This window comes from Acetobacter nitrogenifigens DSM 23921 = NBRC 105050 (genome assembly GCF_000429165.1).
Lineage (GTDB): Bacteria > Pseudomonadota > Alphaproteobacteria > Acetobacterales > Acetobacteraceae > Acetobacter > Acetobacter nitrogenifigens.
This window is the reverse complement of record NZ_AUBI01000004.1, coordinates 1-19,047: the sequence shown is the minus strand read 5'-3', so window position 1 is coordinate 19,047 and position 19,047 is coordinate 1. Positions and strand designations below refer to the sequence as shown.

The following is a 19,047-nucleotide window of genomic DNA, read 5'->3' as shown; positions in this document are numbered from 1 at the left end:
TGCAGTGCTCGACACGGTGCGGTGAGGGAGCAATGAGGAACGGCCCGGCAAGGGGTGTTCAGGAAGAAGCTGATGGACGTTGTGAAACTGGTTGAGCCCACGGGGCTCTTGTATGGGAATGAGGCTACCGCAGCGATGAAGGCGGGTGTCGCGCTGCCTCTTGCTGGCGGGCCCGTCGCTTTCGCATTGGCGTTTCTTTGGGATGGGGCTCAACGTACAGGGCCAGTTCCTGTGGAGCGTATTCCAGCCGGGTGGAGAGAGGCGATGCGGAGGGTTGTGACCGCGCCGCCACCTTGCGGTCTGCCCGCCGGGGCGACCGTCATGGGAATTTTGAACGTCACCCCTGACAGTTTCAGCGATGGTGGAGACTATGAAAGTACAGAAGCCGCAACATGTCAGATCGGCGTTCTGCAAGACGGGGGCGCGAGAATCATCGATGTAGGGGCGGAAAGCACGCGTCCGGGCGCAGCAGCCGTGTCTCTTGAAGATGAATGGCGAAGGCTAAAACCCGCCGTGGAACGTTTGCGACAGGCGGGTGCCGTGATCTCGGTCGATACACGTAACGCAAGGACCATGGAGGCGGCTGTGGATGCAGGCGCGGCTCTCGTCAACGACGTTTCTGCGCTTCGTCATGATCGCGATGCGGCGCCGATGTTGGCGACCAAAGAGTGCGCGGTGGCGCTGATGCATATGCGTGGGGAGCCCGCGACAATGAATATGCTGACGGATTACCACGATATCGGCGTGGATGTCGTAAGGGAACTTGCGGCGGCTGTTCGTGATGCGGAGAATGCGGGAATCGACCGGTCGCGTCTTCTGGTCGACCCGGGCTTTGGCTTCGCGAAAACGAGCGCTCAGAATTATGAATTACTCCGCCGGTTGCCAATTCTGGCGAATCTGGGTTGCAGGGTTCTTGTCGGCGTGTCGCGTAAAAGGATGATCGGTGACGTCACGGGCGTTGCTGAAGCGCGTCTGCGCGATCCCGGGACTGTGGCTGCGAATATTCCGGGTCTTGTATTCAGTGATGCGATACTCCGTGTTCACGATGCGCAGGCCATGACGCAGGCGGTGAAGGTTTGGGAAGCGCTTTGCGCGACGGCCTGACAGCGAAACAGGCTGCGACCGTAGCGCTTTATGTAGAAGGGAAAGTCTTCTCTCTTTGACGTTTATTTTCTCGATGCCTGAAATGTGGACGACATGGACGCCCTGAAGCTTTCCCAGTTGCAATTTTTCTGCGCGATCATGGAGGAAGGGTCGATCGTCGCGGCGTCGCGCCGGATGCATTGCGTCGCTTCAAACATCACGGCGCGCCTCAAGGAACTCGAACAGATTCTCGGGCAGGAATTGTTTCTGCGAGAGAAGGGCCGCCTGATCGTCACCCCGGCGGCGCGGCTTTTATACCGCGAGGTCACACCGCTGGTTGCAGGGCTTGGGCGTCTCCCTCATTTGTTCGATGCGGACAAGCCGAGGGGGATTCTGAAAGTAGGGGCCTTGGATGTGGCGTTGCGTCATTTTCTTCCCGAGCGTCTGCCAGCGTTCGCGGCCGCATATCCGGGCGTCGAACTGGCGCTTTTAACGAGGCCGTCGTACACCCTCGAGCGTATGCTGTCAGATGGCGAACTGGATCTTGTTCTTACCGACGGACCTATCCAGCATCCGTTGCTGGACAGCCGTTTTGCGTTCAGTGAAAGTCTGTCGCTCGTCACGCCGCGGTCCATAAAGGCCGTGGATGATATAGATTGGCTCACGACCACCGTTTTTCTGTTCAATACGGATTGCTTTTATCGCAACCGTTTTGAGGGATGGCTCAATGCGCGCGGGCTGGAGACGCCGGCGATTCAAACCATAGAGTCGTACGACGTGTTGCGGGCGTGTGTGGCGGCGGGCCTTGGCGTTTCGTGTTTTCCGGATAGCATGTTGCACGAGAGATCTGAGAACGACGGCGGGAATGTCCGTGTGTTCAGACCAGAAGATCTCGACCCGGGTCCGGTGTACTTTGTCTGGCGCCGTGAAGCCCTGAGCATTCCGGGAGCCCGTTTTGTAGAGCATTGTCTCGGTTCCTAGGGCCGTATCCGCTTGCATGTCTTCACGGATAGGCCTCATCGTTCATCGGCAGGGCGCGCATTTCCACATGGGCGCGGCGACAGATAATGCGTTGAAGCATGCTTCATTCGGCCGAAAGTGCTTGAGGGTCTGAAGGTGCTCCGTGAGATAATCATTGAATTATGGTTCGTTGAATGCCGGGCAAAGCGGATGACGCGTCTGATTTAACCAATCACTTTTTGTGAGTGACTTGCTCATATATCGTTGCTTTTAATGATGTGACGGTTTTCCGATACTTCCGTCATCCAACGATTGGGAGTTTCCGATGACAAATACACCCCGATACAATCTGTTCATCGACGGAGCCTGGACGGCTCCGGGTTCGAACGAATGGATCGCAGTTGAAAACCCGGCGACCGGCGAAACAGTTGCTCATGTCGCCAAGGGCGACGCGGGGGACGTGGAAAAGGCTGTCGTCGCCGCGCAAAAGGCTTTTCCGGCCTGGAGCAGAAAAACGGCTCTTGAGCGCGCAGACTATCTGCTCGCGTTGAACACCCTGATCGAACGCGACAAGGAGCGTCTGGCCGCGACGATCACCTCTGAAATGGGCAAGCCTCTGAAGGAGGCTCGCGGTGAAATCGACTTCGCCATTGGTCTCATTCGCTTCGCGGCAGAAAACACCCGCCGCCTGGAAGGAGAAATCGTGCCGGGCAGCACGCCGGACGAGAAGATTCTGATCGATCGCGTGCCGCATGGCGTTATCGGAGGGATTGCCGCATGGAATTTCCCTTTTGCGCTGTGCGCCCGCAAGATTGGCCCTGCTATCGCCGCAGGCAATACGGTCGTCGTCAAGCCGCATGAACTCACGCCTCTCGCGGGGCTGGAGATGGCGCGTCTTGTCGAGGAAGCGAAAATCCCAAACGGCGTCGTCAATATTGTGACGGGCGACGGTCCCGATGTGGGCGTTCCGCTGGTCGCGCATCCGCTCACGAAGCTGATCACCATGACGGGTTCGACGCCTGCGGGTAAAAAAATCATGGCGGCTGCTGCGGAGCACCTGAAGGAGGTTCGTCTCGAACTTGGGGGTAAGGCGCCCTTCATCGTTATGGAGGACGCAGATATCGAAAAGGCGGCGCAGGCGGCGATAGAGTCCAGATTTACGAACGCCGGACAGGTCTGCACCTGTAATGAGCGCACCTATGTTCATGAGGCGGTCTATGATGCGTTCACCGCGAAGATTCGGGAGAAGATCAGCGCGCTAAAAGTTGGCTCTCCGACGGATCCTGATACCGATATGGGCCCCAAGGTCAGCCTCGCTGAACTGGAGAAAGTTCATGCCATGGTCGAAGGGGCCGTGCGGCAGGGCGGCAAGCTCGAAGTTGGCGGCCATCGTCTGACCGGGCCGGTATACGACAAGGGCTTTTACTACGCGCCCACGTTGCTGACTGACGTTCGACAGGATATGGACATCGCCCATAACGAAGTATTCGGGCCGGTCTTGTCCGTGATCCGGGTTGCGGATTTTGATCAGGCGCTGGCCTTCGCTAACGATTGCCGTTACGGCCTGTCGGCTTATCTGTTCACACGCGATCTCGGTCGTATTCTGCGAATGACGCGGGAGCTGGAGTTCGGTGAAGTTTATGTCAATCGTGGCGGCGGCGAGGCCCCTCAGGGGTATCATCATGGCTACGGTGAAAGCGGCCTTGGAGGAGAGGATGGGAAGCATGGTCTGGAAGCTTACGTGCAGACCAAGACCATCTATCTGAACGCCTGATATGACAATATTCGGCGTCATCGCGGTGCTGGCGCCGATCTTTGGTCTGATCGTCTTCGGGGCGATCACGGCAAAACAAAACTGGCTGGGCGCGGACGCAACGAACGTGCTCAACCGCTTTGTCATTCGTCTGGCGCTTCCGGCGGAATTATTCAAAATAACCTGCGATGTGCCGCTGGCGGAACTGAACCATGTTGGTTTCGCCGGGGCATTTGGGCTGGGAATGGTTCTGACTTTTGGGCTGAACTGGCTCGTGTGCTGGCGACGCGACGCGGGACGCCCGCATCGTCTTTCCAATGCGGCTATAGAAGGGTTGTCAGCGGGTTACGCCAATACGTCGTTTATTGGCATTCCGGTCTGTCTCGACGTTTTTGGCGCGCAATCCATGGCGGCCATCACGATATCCACGCTTCTCACGGCTTGCAGCTTGTTCGCCATTGCAATTTTCATGATCGAGGTCGACGAGCGGGCTGGCGGACGAACTGGTCCGGTCATGAGGCGCGTCTCGCATGCTCTGGCGTTGAATCCTCTGATTTTCATGCCGTTTCTTGGTCTCGTTGTGAATATCGCGGGGGTGTCGATTCCTTCGGCAGGAACGACATTCGTGGCGTTGCTGGCGGGCGCAGCCAGTCCTTGCGCGCTGCTCACGATTGGGATGTTTCTCGTTGAATCGAGAAAAGCTTCGACTGCGCCATTGGTCGGGACGTTGCGGTTGGCGGGAATGAAGTTGCTTGTGCAGCCTGCGTTGACGTTTCTTCTTGCTGTCACAGTGTTTTCGGAGCAACCGGTGTGGTCGCGTGAGGCGCTTGTGTTGAGCGCGTTACCCACCGGAACAGGGCCTTTCATGCTGGCCAAGCTTTACGGGCGGGAGGCTGGCGTCGCCAGTCAGGTGACCTTGCTGACGACGATTGCCTCCATAATTACGCTGTCCACAATTCTTGTCTGGGTTTCATAGCTGCCGCCTATTTCTGAGTGTGTGGCAGCCAACTAATAAAAAATCCGGTCAGCGTGGCTGACCGGATGAAGAAACGAGGCTGAACTTCCGAGGACTGGTGGTCACGGCCTTACGGCGTCAGCAACCCTTTCGACGACATAGAGGCGCCGGGCCCGGGCAACCCGGTGTCTTTCGGTGTCACGGGCTTGCCGTTGTTCTGATCAGGCACGCTGTGCTGGCTCCATCCGCCGCCCAATGCACGGTAGACTGTCACCAGATTCTGGTATTTCAGAACATCAACCTGAATACGGCTTTGCTGAGCCTGAAGGTAGTCGCGTTGCGACTGCAGCGTAGTCAGATATGAATCGGAGCCAGTTGAAAAACGCAGTTTCGCAAGATGGAACGCCTCGTTTGAAGCCTCTACCAGCTGCTTTGCCTGCTTCGCTTCGTCAAGGTAGGTGCCGCGCGCCACGAGAGCGTCGGACACTTCCTTGAATGCGCTCTGCACGGTCTTCTGATAGGCGGCAAGATCGACGGCGCGTTCGCCTTTCGCGGTGTGCAAATTGCCGGAGGCCTGACCCCACGTGAAAAGCGGTATCGAAATCTGCGGCGTGAAACCCCAGGTTGTCGCCGCTGACGTGAACAGGCTGTGGAACTGCAGGCTGGAGAGCCCGTCAGTGGCCGTCAGCGAAATTTTCGGGAAAAACGCAGCGCGAGCGGCGCCGATATCTGCGTTCGCCGACAGTAGCGTATGCTCGGCCTGCTCGATATCAGGGCGCCGGTCAAGTAGGTCCGACGGCAGGCCTGCAGGGATGTCGGCGAGCAGTGTCTGCTCGCCCAACTTGCCCGGCGGCGGCAGGTTGGCCGGGATGGGCGCGCCGATCAGCAGGACGAGGGCGTTTTCGTCCTGCGCTTCCTGCCGGAGCGCGTCATCTCGCAACGATGCGGACTGCGCGACCTGCTCTTCGGTCTGACGTAATGTCAGCATGTCCGCTTCGCCGCGGTCGAAGCGCAGTTTGGTCAGCCGATACGTCTCGGCCTGCGACTGCCACGTATTCTGAGCAACTTCGGCGAGTTCTCTGGCGCCCAACCAGGCGATGTATGCGTTGGCGACCTGCGACACAGTTGAGATCAGAACCGAGCGCTGGTTGGCGACCTGAGCCAATGCTTTTTCACCGGCGCTGCGCGACAGGCTCCGAATGCGTCCGAAAAAATCGATTTCGTATGATGAGAAACCAATGCCAGCCGAGTAGTAACGGAACATGGACAGGGTTCGTCCTTGTCCCGGCGCGAAGCTCAAACCAGCAGTCCGCGACGGCGACAGATACATCCCTTCGCCTGTCGCTCCGATAGGCGGCAATAGAGTGGCGTGCTGAACATCGTATTCACCAGACGCCTGTTCAATCGAACCGGCGGCCTGACGCAGATCCCGGTTTTCCCGAATAGCAATGGCGATCAGGGCGCGTAGACGCGGGTCGGTGAAGAATTCTTCCCAGCCGATTCGCCAGGCTTCACGGTTGATCGCGCCGGGCGACGTCGTGACGCCGACGGCCTTCATGGGGTCGGCGGGGTAGGTCGTCGCCATTGGCGGCGCGGTTCTGTGATAGTCGGGGATCATCGTGCACGCCGACAACAGGGCGGCGCTGAATCCGATGACGCCCGCTTTCCGGGCGCCGTGGCGGCGCATGGAAAGCTTGCTCGGAGAGTCGATCATGAATGGGCGCCCTGGTTTGTGTTCCCGATTGTCTTTGGCTCATCGCCGATCTTCTTGGGCTGGACGCGGAAGAGCTTGAGCACGACCACGAAGAACAGCGGCACGAAGAACACGGCGAGCAACGTCGCGGTCAGCATGCCGCCGACGACCGCCGTGCCTATGGCCGTCCGCGCGCCGGACCCGGCTCCGGTGGCGATCGCCAGCGGAAACACGCCGAGAACAAAGGCGATGGAAGTCATCATGATCGGGCGGAGGCGTTCGCGTCCGGCGTTAAGCACGGCTTCGGTGAGCGGCTGGCCTGCTTCGAAATTCGCCTTGGCGAATTCGACGATCAGAATTGCGTTCTTCACGGCCAGTCCGACGGTCGTCAGCAACCCGACCTGGAAGTAGACATCGTTGGCGTAACCACGCCAGAGCGTGCTGACGATGGCGCCAAGCACGCCAAGTGGGATCACCAGGATCACGGCGATGGGAATCGCCCAGCTTTCATACAGTGCGGCGAGGCAGAGCAGGATCACGATGCTGGCCAGAGCGTAGAGAGGGCCGGTCGAACCGCCTGACGCTTCCTGTTCGAATGAGAGACCAGTCCATTCGTAGCCTATGCCCGGCGGAAGTTTGGCGAGCGCGGCGCGGATGGCGTCCATGGATTCGCCCGAACTGTGTCCGGCGGACGGCTGGCCCAGAATCTCGTAGGAGTTCAGACCGTTGTAGTTTTCGACCTTCTGCGGACCCATGATCCAGTTACCCGAGGCGATCGCATTGAAGGGCACCAGGGTTCCGCCGGAGTTACGGAGATACCACTTCGCAAGATCCACCGGCAGCATGCGGGATTCCGGGATGCCCTGAATGTAGACCTGCTTCACGCGGTCGTCGCGCAGGAACTGGTTCACGTAGATCGAGCCCAGCGCGCCTTCGATGGTCGTGTTGATGTCGGCGTTGGTCAGGCCAAGCGCGTTGGCCTTCTCGCGGTCGATGTCGAGATGATACTGCGGTGCGTCTTCCATGCCGTTCGGACGAACAGCCATCAGGCGGGGGTCTTTCGACGCCATGCCAAGGACCATGTTCCGGGCGGCAAGGAGCTTTGCGTGACCAAGATGCGCGCGGTCTTCCAGTTCGAGATCGAAGCCGGTCGCGTTACCCAACTCCAGCACGGCGGGTGGATTGATCGCGAAAATCTGCGCTTCAGGGTCGCCCCAGAAATGCATCATGATTCGCATGGCGATGGCTGAAGACGTCTGGTCCGCGTCGGGACGGACATCCCAGTCCTTGAGGCGTACGAAGAATGCGCCTGCGGACTGCCCGCGTCCGGCGAAGTTGAAGCCGTTCGCCACAAAGACGGACACGACGTTCTTCGCCTCGGTCTTCATGATGTAGTCGGACACACGCTGCGTGACAGCTGAGGTCTGCTCCATCGTCGCGCCTGGCGGCATCGTCACCTGTCCGAAGATCAGACCCTGATCTTCGTCAGGCAGAAACCCGCCCGGCAGCTTGGTGAACAGGTAGCCCGTGCCGCCGGTGATCACCACGAATAGCACCAGAGAGACAGCGACGCGCGAGACCATCCAGTTCACGCCGCCAAGATAGCCTTTGGTGAGGCGCGCGAAGGAGCGGTTGAACCAGCCGGAAAGACCCTTGGTCTTTTCTCCGCTGCTCGGCTTCAGCATGGTCGCGCACAGGGCGGGCGTCATGATGACGGCGACGAGCACAGACAGCCACATGGCCGAACAAATGGTGATGGAGAACTGGCGATAGATCACGCCCGTCGAACCGCCGAACGCCGCCATGGGCAGGAACACGGCGGTAAGCACCAGCACGATGCCGACCAGCGCGCCGGTGATCTCGTCCATTGAGACGCGGGCAGCTTCCTTCGGGGAAAGATTCTGCTCGTGCATGACACGTTCGACGTTTTCGACGACGACGATGGCGTCGTCGACGAGTAGGCCGACGGCCAGCACCATGGCGAGCATGGTCAGGGTGTTGACGGAGAAACCGAACGCCGACAGCAGGCCGAACGTGCCGAGAAGCACGACCGGCACGGCGATCGTCGGGATCAGCGTGGCGCGGAAATTCTGCAGGAAGACGAGCATGACCAGGAACACGAGGCCGATGGCTTCGAGCAGGGTGATGATCACTTCCTTGATCGACAGGACGATGAAGGGAGCCGTATCCAGCGGATAGACTGTCTTCAGGCCCGGCGGATAGAATTTCTCGAGCTGGTGAATCTCTTTGTAGACGGCGTCTTCCGTCGACAGCTGGTTGGCGCCGACCGCGAGCTTCAACGCAAGGCCTGCCGCCGGGTGTCCGTTGTAGACGGAGTTCATGTTGTAGCTCTGCGCGCCCAGCTCGACCGTGCCGACGTCGCCGATATGAACCTGCGAGCCGTCAGGCTGCACTTTCAGCAGAATTTTCTTGAACTCGTCAGGAGAGGTCAGACGGGTCGGACCGATGACGGAGGCGTCAAGACGAATGCCCGGCTTGGCGGTCAGGCCGCCGAGTTCACCTGACGAAACCTGAATGTTCTGGGCCTGGATGGCGGATTCAACGTCGCCGATCGTCAACGCGTATTTGTAAAGCTTTGACGGGTCGACCCATATGCGCATCGCATATTCGGAGCCGAACAGCGTGTGATCGCCGACGCCGGAGACGCGGGAGATCGGGTCAGACACGTTGGAGGCCACGTAGTCCGCAATGTCGACGCCGCTCATCGACCCGTCGGTCGAGATGAAGGCGACGAACATCATGAAGTTCTTCACAGCCTTCGTGACGCTAAGGCCCTGTGTGGTGACTTCGGTCGGAAGCAGCGGTTGCGCGAGCTGCAGCTTGTTCTGGACTTGCACCTGCGCGATGTCAGGGTTTGTGCCCTGTTCAAACGTCAGGTCGATTTCCATCTGGCCCGACGCGTATGACTGCGACGAGATGTATTCCAGATGATCCAGGCCGTACATCTGCTGCAGGATCGGCCGGACGGTGGTGTTGTTCACCGTTTCGGCCGACGCACCCGGATACGTCACGGTAATTGCGATCTGCGGCGGGGCTATGCTCGGGTACTGGGCGATCGGCATCTGAAATATCGAGACGCCGCCGACCAGCATGATGACGAGACCGATGACCCACGCAAAGATGGGGCGGTCAATGAAAAAACGTGACATGGCGGATTAATTTCCCGACTTCGTAGTCTCGTCGTCGACGAATGGCACGGGGGTTGTCTTGTCGCCGGGATGGATCTTCTGCAAGCCGGTGACGATGACGCGATCGCCAGCGGCGACGCCGCCTGTGACGATCCAGTCCGTTCCAAGCGCCTGCTGCGTTGTGATCGTACGAACAGCGACTTTGTTGTCAGACGTCAGCACCATGACCTGCGGCGCGTCGTGGGCGTCTCGGGAGACGGCCTGCTGCGGCACGAGAAGCGCGTTCGGGTCCATGCCTTCGTCGAGCGTGGCGTGGACGTACATGCCGGGGAGCAGAAGTTTGTCGGGATTGGAGAACTTCGCGCGAACGACGATCGTGGACGTTGCCGTGTCCACGTTGACTTCGCTGAATTCCAATGTGCCGGGGAGGTTGTAAGAGGAACCGTCTTCAAGCGTCAGCTTGACCGTGGCGGCGTTGTCGCCTGCGCGTTCGATCTGGCCGGACGCCAGTTCGCGTCTGAAACGAAGCAGCTCGACGGCGGGAAGGTTGACGTCGACAAAAATCGGGTCAAGGCGGGTAACCGTCGTCAGCAGATTTGTCTGCCCGGCCGTCGCCAGAGCGCCGACCGTAATGACGGAGCGACCGATGCGTCCCGAGATCGGCGCGTTGACCTTCGTGTAGCGAAGATTGACGGCAGCGTTCTCCACCTGTCCCTGCGCAACCTGAACCTGAGCCTGATCCGCCAGATACGTCGCCCTGGCGTCGTCCAGATCCTGCTGGCTGATCGCGTGTTCGCGGATCAGGGACTGATAGCGTTGATACTTGGCCTGGGCGGTCACAAGGTTGGCTTTGGCGGCCGCCAGTTGTCCCAGGTAGCTGTCGTAGGTGGACTGATAGAACGAAGGATCGATCTGATACAGCTGCTGTCCAGCCGTAACGTCGGAGCCTTCGACGAAGAGGCGTTTCTGGATCACGCCGTTCACCTGCGGGCGAACCTGCGCAATCTCATATGCTTCGGTCCGGCCGGGCAATTGAGTATGCAACTGGACGGCCTGCGTCTTCAGGGTCACAAAGCCGACTTGCTGGGGAGGTGGGGCAGGCGGAGCGTGCTTGCGCTCACACCCAGCCAGCACAAAAAGTCCCGCTGTGGGGATCAGGGCGGCCCGAACGGCCACCGGGAGACGAGAGCGCCTGGTCACGGACGTGATGTACCTATTTTGCTGCGAGCGGACTCTGACGCGGCCCAGGGATGCAAGATTTCGCGAGGACAGCGAACCACGCTCGACATTATGAAACTATTTGGTTTCTTATCGATTGGAAACTATATGGTATCCTAAACCCGGTCAAGCGGCCCCTGCGGACATCGCGCGGGTATTGCAGTCACAAACAGGAATCGGAGCAGAGGTGAAGCAGGCGGAGTTCCATCCAAAGCGCGTCGGGCGGCGAAAATCTTCGCGTCCGGATGGCTCGCGTGAATTTTCTGCGCCCTCGGATCCCGATCGTAACAAAGAATGTCATGGGGTCATCGAAGCGGAACCAGCGGGATCATACTGCGGCGCGCGCTCGCCGGGCCGTCCCCTGACGATGCAGGAGGATGAGCGGCGGGAACGCATTCTCGATGCAGCGTGTGCTGTTTTGCGCGGCCACGGTTACGTCGGCGCATCGATGGACAAGGTCGCCAATGCATGCGGCATGTCGAAGCGCACGCTGTATCACGTCTTTCCGTCGAAGCATGAGCTGATACACGAAGTTATTGCGACCCGGTTTTTCTTCGTGCAGGCGCCTCTGGATCCGAACACGGGGACGGCTAAGGAGCGGTTGACCGCGCTGCTCGTCTGTTTGGCGAGCCACCTGCTTCGACCGGATCGCGTGAGCCTTGCTCGCGCAATCATTGCGGATGCCCAGGAATCCGAAGAAATTCAGGATATTATCGCTCAATTGAAATTCGAGGGCGAACGCGACCCAATCGATGATGAGCTGCGCGCCTGCGTCGCAGAACTGGGGCTTGTTTGCGATATATCGAGAGCGCGGCGCATTCTGTTCGGCGTGACGATAGGCGAGCTGCTCCTGCACCAGTTCTGCATGCCCGGCCACCCTGACGAGTGGAGCGAGGTCAAGCTTCGAGTCGAGACAGGCGTCGAAATATTCCTCGCCGGGCTGAAGGCGGTCGACTGGAAGGCGTTGCCCCCCAGCGCCTGCGTCGCATGAGGTTGGAAGAGCGGCGCCTCAGATAATGTAGTCGATCGGAGGCAGCGTCTGGTCCATCGTCAGCGAGGGCAGGCCAAGATGGCGGGTGCCGACCTTGCGCGCCGGATTTCCGACGACGGTGGTGTAGGGCGGCACGCTTTCCAGAACGATAGACCCCGCGCCGATCTTGGCGCCTTCGCCGAGCTCGATATTTCCTAGTATTTTAGCTCCCGCGCCGATCAGAACGCCGCGGCGGATCTTGGGATGGCGGTCGCCCGCGTGCTTGCCGGTGCCGCCAAGGGTCACGTTCTGGAGGATGGAGACGTCATCCTCGACGATCGACGTCTCGCCGATGACGATGCCTGTTCCATGATCGAGGAGTATGCGCCTGCCGAGGCGGGCCGCCGGATGGATGTCGACTCCGAACAGTTCGGACGCTCTGCTCTGCAGGTGAAGAGAGAGATGTCTGCGCCCAGCGAGCCAGAGCCAGTTCGCGACGCGATAGGATTGCACCGCGTGGAACCCTTTGAAGAACAGGAAGGGCGTCACATAATCGGGGCAGGCTGGGTCACGCTCGCGAATGGCGTGGATGTCCGCAGCTGCGGCGCGAAGCGTCTCCGGCGTCGCGGCGTAGCATTCGTGCACAAGTTCTGTAAGGGAGTCAGCGGCGACGGCGCGGTCCCCGAGCTTGCGTCCGATCAGCGCGGCCATGGCTTCGGCGAAGCAGCCGTGGCTTTTTACGCCCGTCCAGAGCAGGCCCTTCACCAGCGGGTCGGCGCAAATCATTGATTCGCTGAGCATCTGCGTCCAGAGCGCCGCCAGATCGATCTGACGGTCGAGATCCTTGAACTGGGCGCCGCCGTTTTCTGCGTCGGTGTCTGCAAGTGACAGCGCAGAGGCGTTCAGTGTGTTCGAGCGGGCGGACATGCGAGGCTCTCCTCGGCTGATCGTATCGGTAACTGATCGCATCACTTGGAGTTATCTGGCGCGGAAACAAGGGGCGGCTCGTCACGTTCACACGGTGTTGCGGCTTTCTTGTCACGCGCCGGGAGCGAAGCAATCCGGGTTCTGGCGAGACAAATCGGGCTGGGGCATCGCTTTCGGGTCGACGTTTCGTCGCGCTTTATCCTAAGTAACCGGATTATCTATTCGATATGCAGATAAGGGGAGTGGAACCCATTCAAGGAAAGTCGAATGTGCCGCTGACTGTCGGCGTGCTGCTTTGTGCGGTCGCCGGGCTGGGTCTGACGGTCGGGGGGGCGTGGCTCGCGCTGTTGGGCGGTTCCCCTTATTACGCCATAACCGGCGTCGGGCTCCTTCTCACTGCCGGATTGCTGTGGCGACGGCATGAGGCGGCCCTTTGGGTTTACGCCGCCATCGTCGCCTACACGCTTGTCTGGAGCGTGATCGAGGCGGGGTTCGACTTCTGGGAGCTTGCGCCGCGCGGCGATTTCCTTCTGCCGCTTGGAATCTGGCTGTTGTTGCCGTGGGTCACAGGCAAGCTTGGCCCGGCGATGAACCTCTCCAAGCTGCCGCTCGCGGCGGGCATTGGCGCGGGCGTCGTCATCTATGGATACGCGCTGACGCAGGACCCGCAGGATATCGCTGGCTCCCTGCCACAGGTGTCCGCATCCGCACGCATTACCCCTGCCGATCAGGGCGAAGCTGTCGCCGCGGACTGGCCGGCCTGGGGCCGGACGCAGTTTGGCGACCGTTACTCGCCGCTTACTCAGATCACCCCTGCGAACGTTGGCAAGCTCAAGGTCGCGTGGACGTTCCGAACGGGTGACACGCGCGGGCCGAACGATCCGATCGAGACGACGGACGAAGTCACGCCGATCAAGATTCGCGACACACTTTACCTCTGCTCCCCGCACCAGATTCTCTTTGCTCTGGACGCTGCGACCGGCAAGCAGAAGTGGAAGTTCGATCCGCAGATCAAGGCCAAGCCGACGTTTCAGCATCTGACCTGCCGTGGCGTTTCGTACCATGAGACGCACGAAGGAGATCAGACGATCGATGGAGCGGCGGTCCCCAACGACTGCGTGCATCGCATTTTCCTGCCAGTGAACGACGGTCGACTGTTCGCTATCGATGCGGACACGGGGCAACGCTGCTACCGTTTCGGCAATGACGGCGAGATCGATCTGACGGACGGCATGCCGATGAAGGAGGCGGGCTTCTACGAGCCAACCTCGCCGCCGGTCGTGACCGATAAGGTGGTGATCGTGTCCGGCGCCGTGATGGACAACTACTCCACGCATGAGCCTTCGGGCGTCACGCGCGGGTTCGACGTCTATACCGGCAATCTGGTCTGGGCGTTCGATCCGGGCAATCCGGATCCGAACCAGTTGCCGGAGAATGGCCACGCCTATGTGGCGAATTCGCCAAATTCATGGATTACGTCAGCGTACGATGCGAAGCTGAATCTGGTGTACATTCCGACTGGCGTCGCCACACCCGATATCTGGGGAGGAAATCGCACACCGGATCAGGAGCGATATGCCTCCGGGATTCTCGCTCTCAATGCCGACACAGGAAAGCTCGCCTGGTTCTATCAGACCGTGCATCACGATCTGTGGGACATGGACGTGCCGTCGCAGCCGACTCTCGTCGATATCCATAAGGACGACGGAACCGTCGTCCCGGCTATCTATGCTCCGGCCAAGACGGGCAACATCTTCGTGCTCGACCGTCGGAACGGGCAGCTGGTGGTGCCTGCGCCGGAGACGAAAGTTCCCCAGGGCGTGGCGCCAGGCGACAGGCTGTCGCCCACGCAGCCGTATTCAGAACTCAGCTTCCGGCCTCGTCGCAATTTGACGGACGCGGACATGTGGGGGTCGACGATGTTCGACCAGCTCGCTTGCCGTATCATCTTCAAGAAGCTGCGGTACGACGGGCCTTTCACGCCTCCGTCGTTGCAGGGCACGCTGGTGTTCCCTGGCAATCTCGGGATGTTTGAGTGGGGCGGCATCGCCGTTGATCCTGTGAGGCAGGTCGCGATCGCGAACCCGATGGCGCTGCCCTTTGTTTCGACGCTTATCCCGCGTGGGCCGAAAAATCCGGCGACGCCGGACCACGCACAGCCAGCAGGGACCGAAACGGGCGTTCAGCCACAGTTCGGTGTGCCTTATGGCGTGGATCTGCACCCGCTGCTTTCGCCGCTCGGCATTCCGTGCAAGGCGCCGGGCTGGGGTTACATGGCCGGGATCGATCTCAAGACGAACAAGGTAGTCTGGAAGCATCGAAACGGCACGATCCGCGACAGCTCTCCGGTTCCTCTTCCGTTCAAGCTTGGCGTTCCCACGCTTGGCGGACCGCTCACCACTGCTGGCGGCGTGGCGTTCCTGACTGCGACGCTTGACGACTATATCCGCGCGTATGACGTGACGACCGGAGCGCAGCTCTGGCAGGACCGCCTTCCCGCCGGGGGGCAATCCAACCCGATGACGTATGAAGTCGGGGGTAAGCAATATGTCGTGACGGCCGATGGCGGACATGGCTCGTTCGGCACGAAGATGGGCGATTACGTCGTGGCGTATTCGCTGGACCAGTAAGCTTGTCCTCCCGCCCGGCTTATCGCCGGGCGGGAGTCTCCTGAGGAAGCGTCAAATCCGATGACTTCGTTCAGGTGACATCCCGGTTCGGGTTGTCACCGTCGCCAGTTATGTTGTCCGGCGCTCGCGCTCCGCGTTGCGATAGACCACGCGCGGAATCACGGCCAGAAGTCCCCGTATTGTCGCTTCGCGGGACAGCCCCGTTTCCCTCGAGAATTCGGCGATTTTCTCATCAGGGATCAAGGCTCTTATCAAGTCGATTTCGGCCGCTTCTGTAAGAGGGCGGTCGCGCCAGTGCTGGAGCAGGCCGTCCAACCCGGCCTCCTTCGCGCGTTGTCGCACGACGGGAATGCCTTCAGCTCCTTCCTTGCCCATATACTCGCTGACGGCGGATGTCAGACCTGAGTGATCGCCGTGCGCGCGGGTCAGGAAGTCTGCGACGTTGTTGGCCCTTCCGGGCAGGTTGTCACGTGTTGCTGTTGCCATGGGAGTGTCTTTCATAAGGAAGGACGACGGATGGCGACGTGCGAGCGAGGATCGGAATAACTGCGCCGCGCTCGCGTGACGCCTGTTTCATGCAACGTTGAAGCAGAAAGGCGGTTCGGAGCGTCTTGGAGACTTCTTTCCTCCCGTGGCTGATCTCCTCGAACTCGTCGGGGGTCAGGGACGAGGTATGTGCGCCTTGCAGGTGGAGTGGCGGAACTGCGCATATGGCGCGCTCGCCCAACTCCCGAGTATCAGGTGTGCGGTACGTGGACGGCGAGGAACATGTCGACGGAGCGTGTGGCGATCCGCTCTATTTCCTCTGGCGACGTATCGACCGTCATTCGCAGACGGCACCGCATTGCGATCCGCGTCTGGCACAAAGCGAAGAATTGCTCGGCGGCGAATTCGGGTTCGGGGACGTCCAGATGGCCGTTCGCTGCTTGCGTCTGTAGCCAGCGCGAAAGAGTGCGGATGCCGATGGCGGGACCGTTTTCCCAGAATGTCTGCGCGAGGTGCGGAAAGCGCGGCGCCTCGGAGACGACGATACGATAAAGCATCAGGGTGGTCGGCGCGATCACCAGACCGATCATGCCTTTGGCGATTCCAAGGAGAACGCCTCGCAGAGGCAGATCCTGGCGGATGGACTGAAAGGCGTTTGGTAACCCATTGCGGGACGTTTGCCTTACGAAGGCGGTGAACAGGGCCGCCTTGTTGTCGAAGTAGTTATAAAGCGTGCCTTTGGAGACTCCGGCGCGGCGAGCGATGTGCGACATGCTGGCGCCTTCGTAGCCGAGTTCCGCGAAGATCTCCCCGGCGCCGATGAGAATTTGCTGATACTTCGCGCCGCCTTCTTCGGGGCTGCACGCCGGGCAGGTTAAAACGTCCGCGGCTGGCGCGCTGCTCGGAGAATCTGTCTCTATACCCGGCGGGGTCGCGCCCGCTCCGGGGTGAGTCTCTGCCATAATATCCTCTGCGATGGGGCGCTCACGATTGACGCCCGAGGGAAAGCCGATAGGTTTGCATGCTGACCGAACGGGTCGGTCAGCGTCAAGGCGGGTGTGATATGGGCGGGGCGGGAAGCTCGGAGGTTCGTAATCGCGCGCGAAGTGCGAGTGGTCGGCCGGTATCGCCCCATCGTCCGAAAGTGCTGCGACGTGCGGCGAAGATTACATGGCAGCGGAAACTTGTTGGTGAGGAATTCAGCGTGAGAGCAGCAAATTCGAGGCGGCTTGTAACAGGCCTCGCGGTCCTGCTTGCCGGATGCGCCGTCGGCCCGAATTATCAAAAACCCCAGACGTGGACGCCGCCAAAATGGCGGCCTTCTCAGGTCGCGGACGGCGTGAAGGGCGGTAGCGTGACCGTTCCAGACGCGCCGGACGTGGCGTGGTGGGATATTTTCCACGACGCTGAACTTTCTTCTCTGGAGCGGCGCCTCGCCAGCGAAAACCTCGACGTGCAGCGCGCTGCGGCGCAGCTTTCGCAAAGCCGAGCGCAACTCGTCATTGCTGGAGCCGAGCGTTACCCGGGTCTGAGTGCGACCGGGTCGTATTCAAGGGCGCAATACAGCACCAAGATGCTCCAGCGTATTGTCTCTGATGTAGGCAAGAGCGCGGTCGGCGGCCCCAATGGCACGTTGATCGATCAATCGGCCGGCTACGCTACGATTCCGTTGCTCGATCAGTGGCGGGACAGTATCGATGCGACGTGGGAGGTCGATCTCTGGGGGCGTGTTCGCCGGCAGTATGAAGCGGCGAAAGCTTATCTCGATGAGAGCGCCGAACAGCGCCGGAGTATGTTGATCGCACGCGAAGGCGATCTTGCTCGTGATTACGTGGCGCTGCGCGCTGCGCAGGAGCAGCTTCGCATTCTCAAGGCCAATCGTGACGACGCGCAGAAGTTGCTCGATCTGAGTTCGGCGCGTTTCAAGGCGGGGCTTGTCAGCGAACTCGACCAGCAGACCGCCAAGTCGCAGCTTGAGGCGACGTCGTCGCAGATTCCGCAGTTCGACCAGCGAATCGCGCAGCAGATCAATGCGATCTCGCTGCTGATGGGGTCGCCTCCTGGTGCGCTGTATGATGAGCTGTCGCGACCGTCGGCGCTTCCGCCTGTGCCCGCGCACGTGCCGGTTGGCGTTCCGTCTGAACTGGCTGAACGTCGCCCGGATATTCGGGCTGCGGCGGCGCAGTTGCATGGCGCGACGGCCGAGATCGGCGAGGCCGAGGCGGATTTCTACCCAAAAGTGACGATCGACGCTGGGTTCGGCTTCCAGTCGCTGTCGTTTCGCGATCTGGGTTTCTGGAACGCGCGTGCGTGGAATGTCGGGCCGTCGATCACGTTACCGATCTTTCAGGGCGGTCGCCTGCGTGGTCAGCTTGCGTTGAAGAAAGCCGCGCAGAAAGAGGCGGCGCTCAATTATCGCAGCACTGTCCTCAGCGCCTGGAAAGACGTCGACGACGCTCTTACGGCATATTCGACCGAGCAGGCGCGGCGCGATCAGCTGCAGGCTGAAACAGCGACCAACCGCCGAGCATACGATCTGGCGCGCGAACAGTATCGCCACGGCATGACCAGTTCGCTGCAGGTTTTGGATGCTGAGCGCAGCGTTCTTCAGTCGGAGATGGATCTGGCTGATAGTGCGGCGACCGTCTCTACGAATTTGGTCCGTCTCTACAACGCGCTCGGCGGCGGGTGGGAATCGTCTTTCCCGACTGTCGGGGTGGCTACGATTGGCTTGAAATCGCGGTCGGCTGCTGGTTCTGCGGGTTGAGGTGAAAAATCTGCGTTTTTTTTGTGGGTTGGTGTTGACGGTGTGGTGTGAGGGGGCTTATACCCCCGTTCACCGGCGGCGCTGAGGGGTTGATCTTCTCGGACGAAGCCGGTAAAGTTCTCGGCCCGCTGGTTGGCGGCCTGCTCTTTGACAAGAGAATATGGAATAGAGAGGGATATGCTGACGGCGTTTCTTCTTGGGTTAGGGGGCTTTCGGGCTTTTTGATCTGGGGGGTTGGTTGGTTGGACTTTAGGTTAAGTCTGACTGATTGGACGTTTGTTTAGCGTATCTTTTGACAGACGCGTTTTATACAGATGTTTCGATGAGTACATGTTCCTGTCAATGATAGGAATTTGGCTAGGACTTGGCTTTGTTTGTTATGTTGGGGCTTTGGCTCTGACGTGATGAACCTGAGAGTTTGATCCTGGCTCAGAGCGAACGCTGGCGGCATGCTTA

The 19,047-nt window shown here is 60.1% G+C and carries 13 protein-coding genes; 7 read left to right on the top strand and 6 right to left on the bottom strand.

The annotated features are described in order from the left end of the window. The first annotated feature begins 72 nt into the window (after positions 1-72). From folP to G442_RS0106865, 4 genes are all read left to right on the top strand, one after another. On the top strand, positions 73-1,104 hold the full coding sequence (gene folP, locus G442_RS0106880; protein WP_026397397.1) for a dihydropteroate synthase: 1,032 nt from the start codon (positions 73-75) through the stop codon (positions 1,102-1,104). A gap of 93 nt (positions 1,105-1,197) precedes the next feature. Next, positions 1,198-2,064, top strand: a complete 867-nt coding sequence (locus G442_RS0106875; protein WP_026397396.1) for a LysR family transcriptional regulator — start codon at positions 1,198-1,200, stop codon at positions 2,062-2,064. A 304-nt stretch (positions 2,065-2,368) separates the two neighbouring features. Next, positions 2,369-3,817 (top strand): aldehyde dehydrogenase, encoded by a 1,449-nt coding sequence (aldA, locus tag G442_RS0106870; RefSeq protein ID WP_026397395.1) that lies wholly within the window; start codon positions 2,369-2,371, stop codon positions 3,815-3,817. 1 nt (position 3,818) lies between these two features. Continuing rightward, positions 3,819-4,772: an AEC family transporter gene (locus G442_RS0106865; protein WP_026397394.1), complete on the top strand. Its 954-nt coding sequence runs from the start codon at positions 3,819-3,821 to the stop codon at positions 4,770-4,772. Positions 4,773-4,881: 109 nt separating this feature from the next. Here G442_RS0106865 and G442_RS21230 read toward each other — a convergent pair whose 3' ends face one another. The 3 genes from G442_RS21230 to G442_RS21220 are packed head-to-tail and all read right to left on the bottom strand — an operon-like array spanning position 4,882 to position 10,793. After that, the gene (locus G442_RS21230) at positions 4,882-6,465 is read right to left on the bottom strand and encodes an efflux transporter outer membrane subunit (protein ID WP_371863412.1); all 1,584 of its coding nucleotides are present in this window, start codon (positions 6,463-6,465) and stop codon (positions 4,882-4,884) included. Further along, positions 6,462-9,614, bottom strand: coding sequence for an efflux RND transporter permease subunit (locus G442_RS21225; RefSeq protein WP_035376318.1), 3,153 nt, complete (start codon positions 9,612-9,614; stop codon positions 6,462-6,464). The genes G442_RS21230 and G442_RS21225 overlap by 4 nt, the downstream gene beginning before the upstream one ends. A 6-nt stretch (positions 9,615-9,620) precedes the next feature. Continuing rightward, the gene (locus G442_RS21220; RefSeq protein WP_408734933.1) at positions 9,621-10,793 is read right to left on the bottom strand and encodes an efflux RND transporter periplasmic adaptor subunit; all 1,173 of its coding nucleotides are present in this window, start codon (positions 10,791-10,793) and stop codon (positions 9,621-9,623) included. Positions 10,794-11,178: 385 nt separating this feature from the next. Here G442_RS21220 and G442_RS0106845 point away from each other — a divergent pair, with 385 nt between their 5' ends. Next, complete coding sequence (locus G442_RS0106845; RefSeq protein ID WP_161628338.1) at positions 11,179-11,802, top strand: TetR/AcrR family transcriptional regulator; 624 nt, start codon at positions 11,179-11,181, stop codon at positions 11,800-11,802. Between the two features lie 18 nt (positions 11,803-11,820). On the opposite strand, the gene cysE is transcribed toward G442_RS0106845, so the two are convergent. Next, positions 11,821-12,582: a serine O-acetyltransferase gene (cysE, locus tag G442_RS0106840; RefSeq protein WP_051292102.1), complete on the bottom strand. Its 762-nt coding sequence runs from the start codon at positions 12,580-12,582 to the stop codon at positions 11,821-11,823. 353 nt (positions 12,583-12,935) lie between these two features. Between cysE and G442_RS0106835 the strand changes: the two genes are divergently transcribed. After that, positions 12,936-15,338, top strand: a complete 2,403-nt coding sequence (locus G442_RS0106835) for a glucose/quinate/shikimate family membrane-bound PQQ-dependent dehydrogenase (protein ID WP_035376317.1) — start codon at positions 12,936-12,938, stop codon at positions 15,336-15,338. A gap of 108 nt (positions 15,339-15,446) precedes the next feature. Here G442_RS0106835 and G442_RS0106830 read toward each other — a convergent pair whose 3' ends face one another. Beyond that, the gene (locus tag G442_RS0106830) at positions 15,447-15,824 is read right to left on the bottom strand and encodes a hypothetical protein (RefSeq protein ID WP_026397390.1); all 378 of its coding nucleotides are present in this window, start codon (positions 15,822-15,824) and stop codon (positions 15,447-15,449) included. A gap of 251 nt (positions 15,825-16,075) precedes the next feature. Next, positions 16,076-16,786 (bottom strand): TetR/AcrR family transcriptional regulator, encoded by a 711-nt coding sequence (locus tag G442_RS0106825; RefSeq protein ID WP_051292055.1) that lies wholly within the window; start codon positions 16,784-16,786, stop codon positions 16,076-16,078. Positions 16,787-17,028: 242 nt separating this feature from the next. Here G442_RS0106825 and G442_RS21215 point away from each other — a divergent pair, with 242 nt between their 5' ends. Beyond that, positions 17,029-18,591 carry an efflux transporter outer membrane subunit gene (locus G442_RS21215; protein WP_035376343.1) on the top strand — a complete coding sequence of 521 codons (1,563 nt, stop codon included), beginning with the start codon at positions 17,029-17,031 and terminating at the stop codon, positions 18,589-18,591. Positions 18,592-19,047: the final 456 nt, after the last annotated feature.

What these genes read in the sequence shown, in the direction of transcription:
- folP (WP_026397397.1), top strand. Translation starts at nt 73, where the DNA reads ATGGACGTTGTGAAACTGGTTGAGCCCACGGGGCTCTTGTATGGGAAT.
- G442_RS0106875 (WP_026397396.1), top strand. Translation starts at nt 1,198, where the DNA reads ATGGACGCCCTGAAGCTTTCCCAGTTGCAATTTTTCTGCGCGATCATG.
- aldA (WP_026397395.1), top strand. Translation starts at nt 2,369, where the DNA reads ATGACAAATACACCCCGATACAATCTGTTCATCGACGGAGCCTGGACG.
- G442_RS0106865 (WP_026397394.1), top strand. Translation starts at nt 3,819, where the DNA reads ATGACAATATTCGGCGTCATCGCGGTGCTGGCGCCGATCTTTGGTCTG.
- G442_RS21230 (WP_371863412.1), bottom strand. Translation starts at nt 6,465, where the DNA reads ATGATCGACTCTCCGAGCAAGCTTTCCATGCGCCGCCACGGCGCCCGG.
- G442_RS21225 (WP_035376318.1), bottom strand. Translation starts at nt 9,614, where the DNA reads ATGTCACGTTTTTTCATTGACCGCCCCATCTTTGCGTGGGTCATCGGT.
- G442_RS0106845 (WP_161628338.1), top strand. Translation starts at nt 11,179, where the DNA reads ATGCAGGAGGATGAGCGGCGGGAACGCATTCTCGATGCAGCGTGTGCT.
- cysE (WP_051292102.1), bottom strand. Translation starts at nt 12,582, where the DNA reads ATGCTCAGCGAATCAATGATTTGCGCCGACCCGCTGGTGAAGGGCCTG.
- G442_RS0106835 (WP_035376317.1), top strand. Translation starts at nt 12,936, where the DNA reads ATGCAGATAAGGGGAGTGGAACCCATTCAAGGAAAGTCGAATGTGCCG.
- G442_RS0106830 (WP_026397390.1), bottom strand. Translation starts at nt 15,824, where the DNA reads ATGGCAACAGCAACACGTGACAACCTGCCCGGAAGGGCCAACAACGTC.
- G442_RS0106825 (WP_051292055.1), bottom strand. Translation starts at nt 16,786, where the DNA reads ATGGCAGAGACTCACCCCGGAGCGGGCGCGACCCCGCCGGGTATAGAG.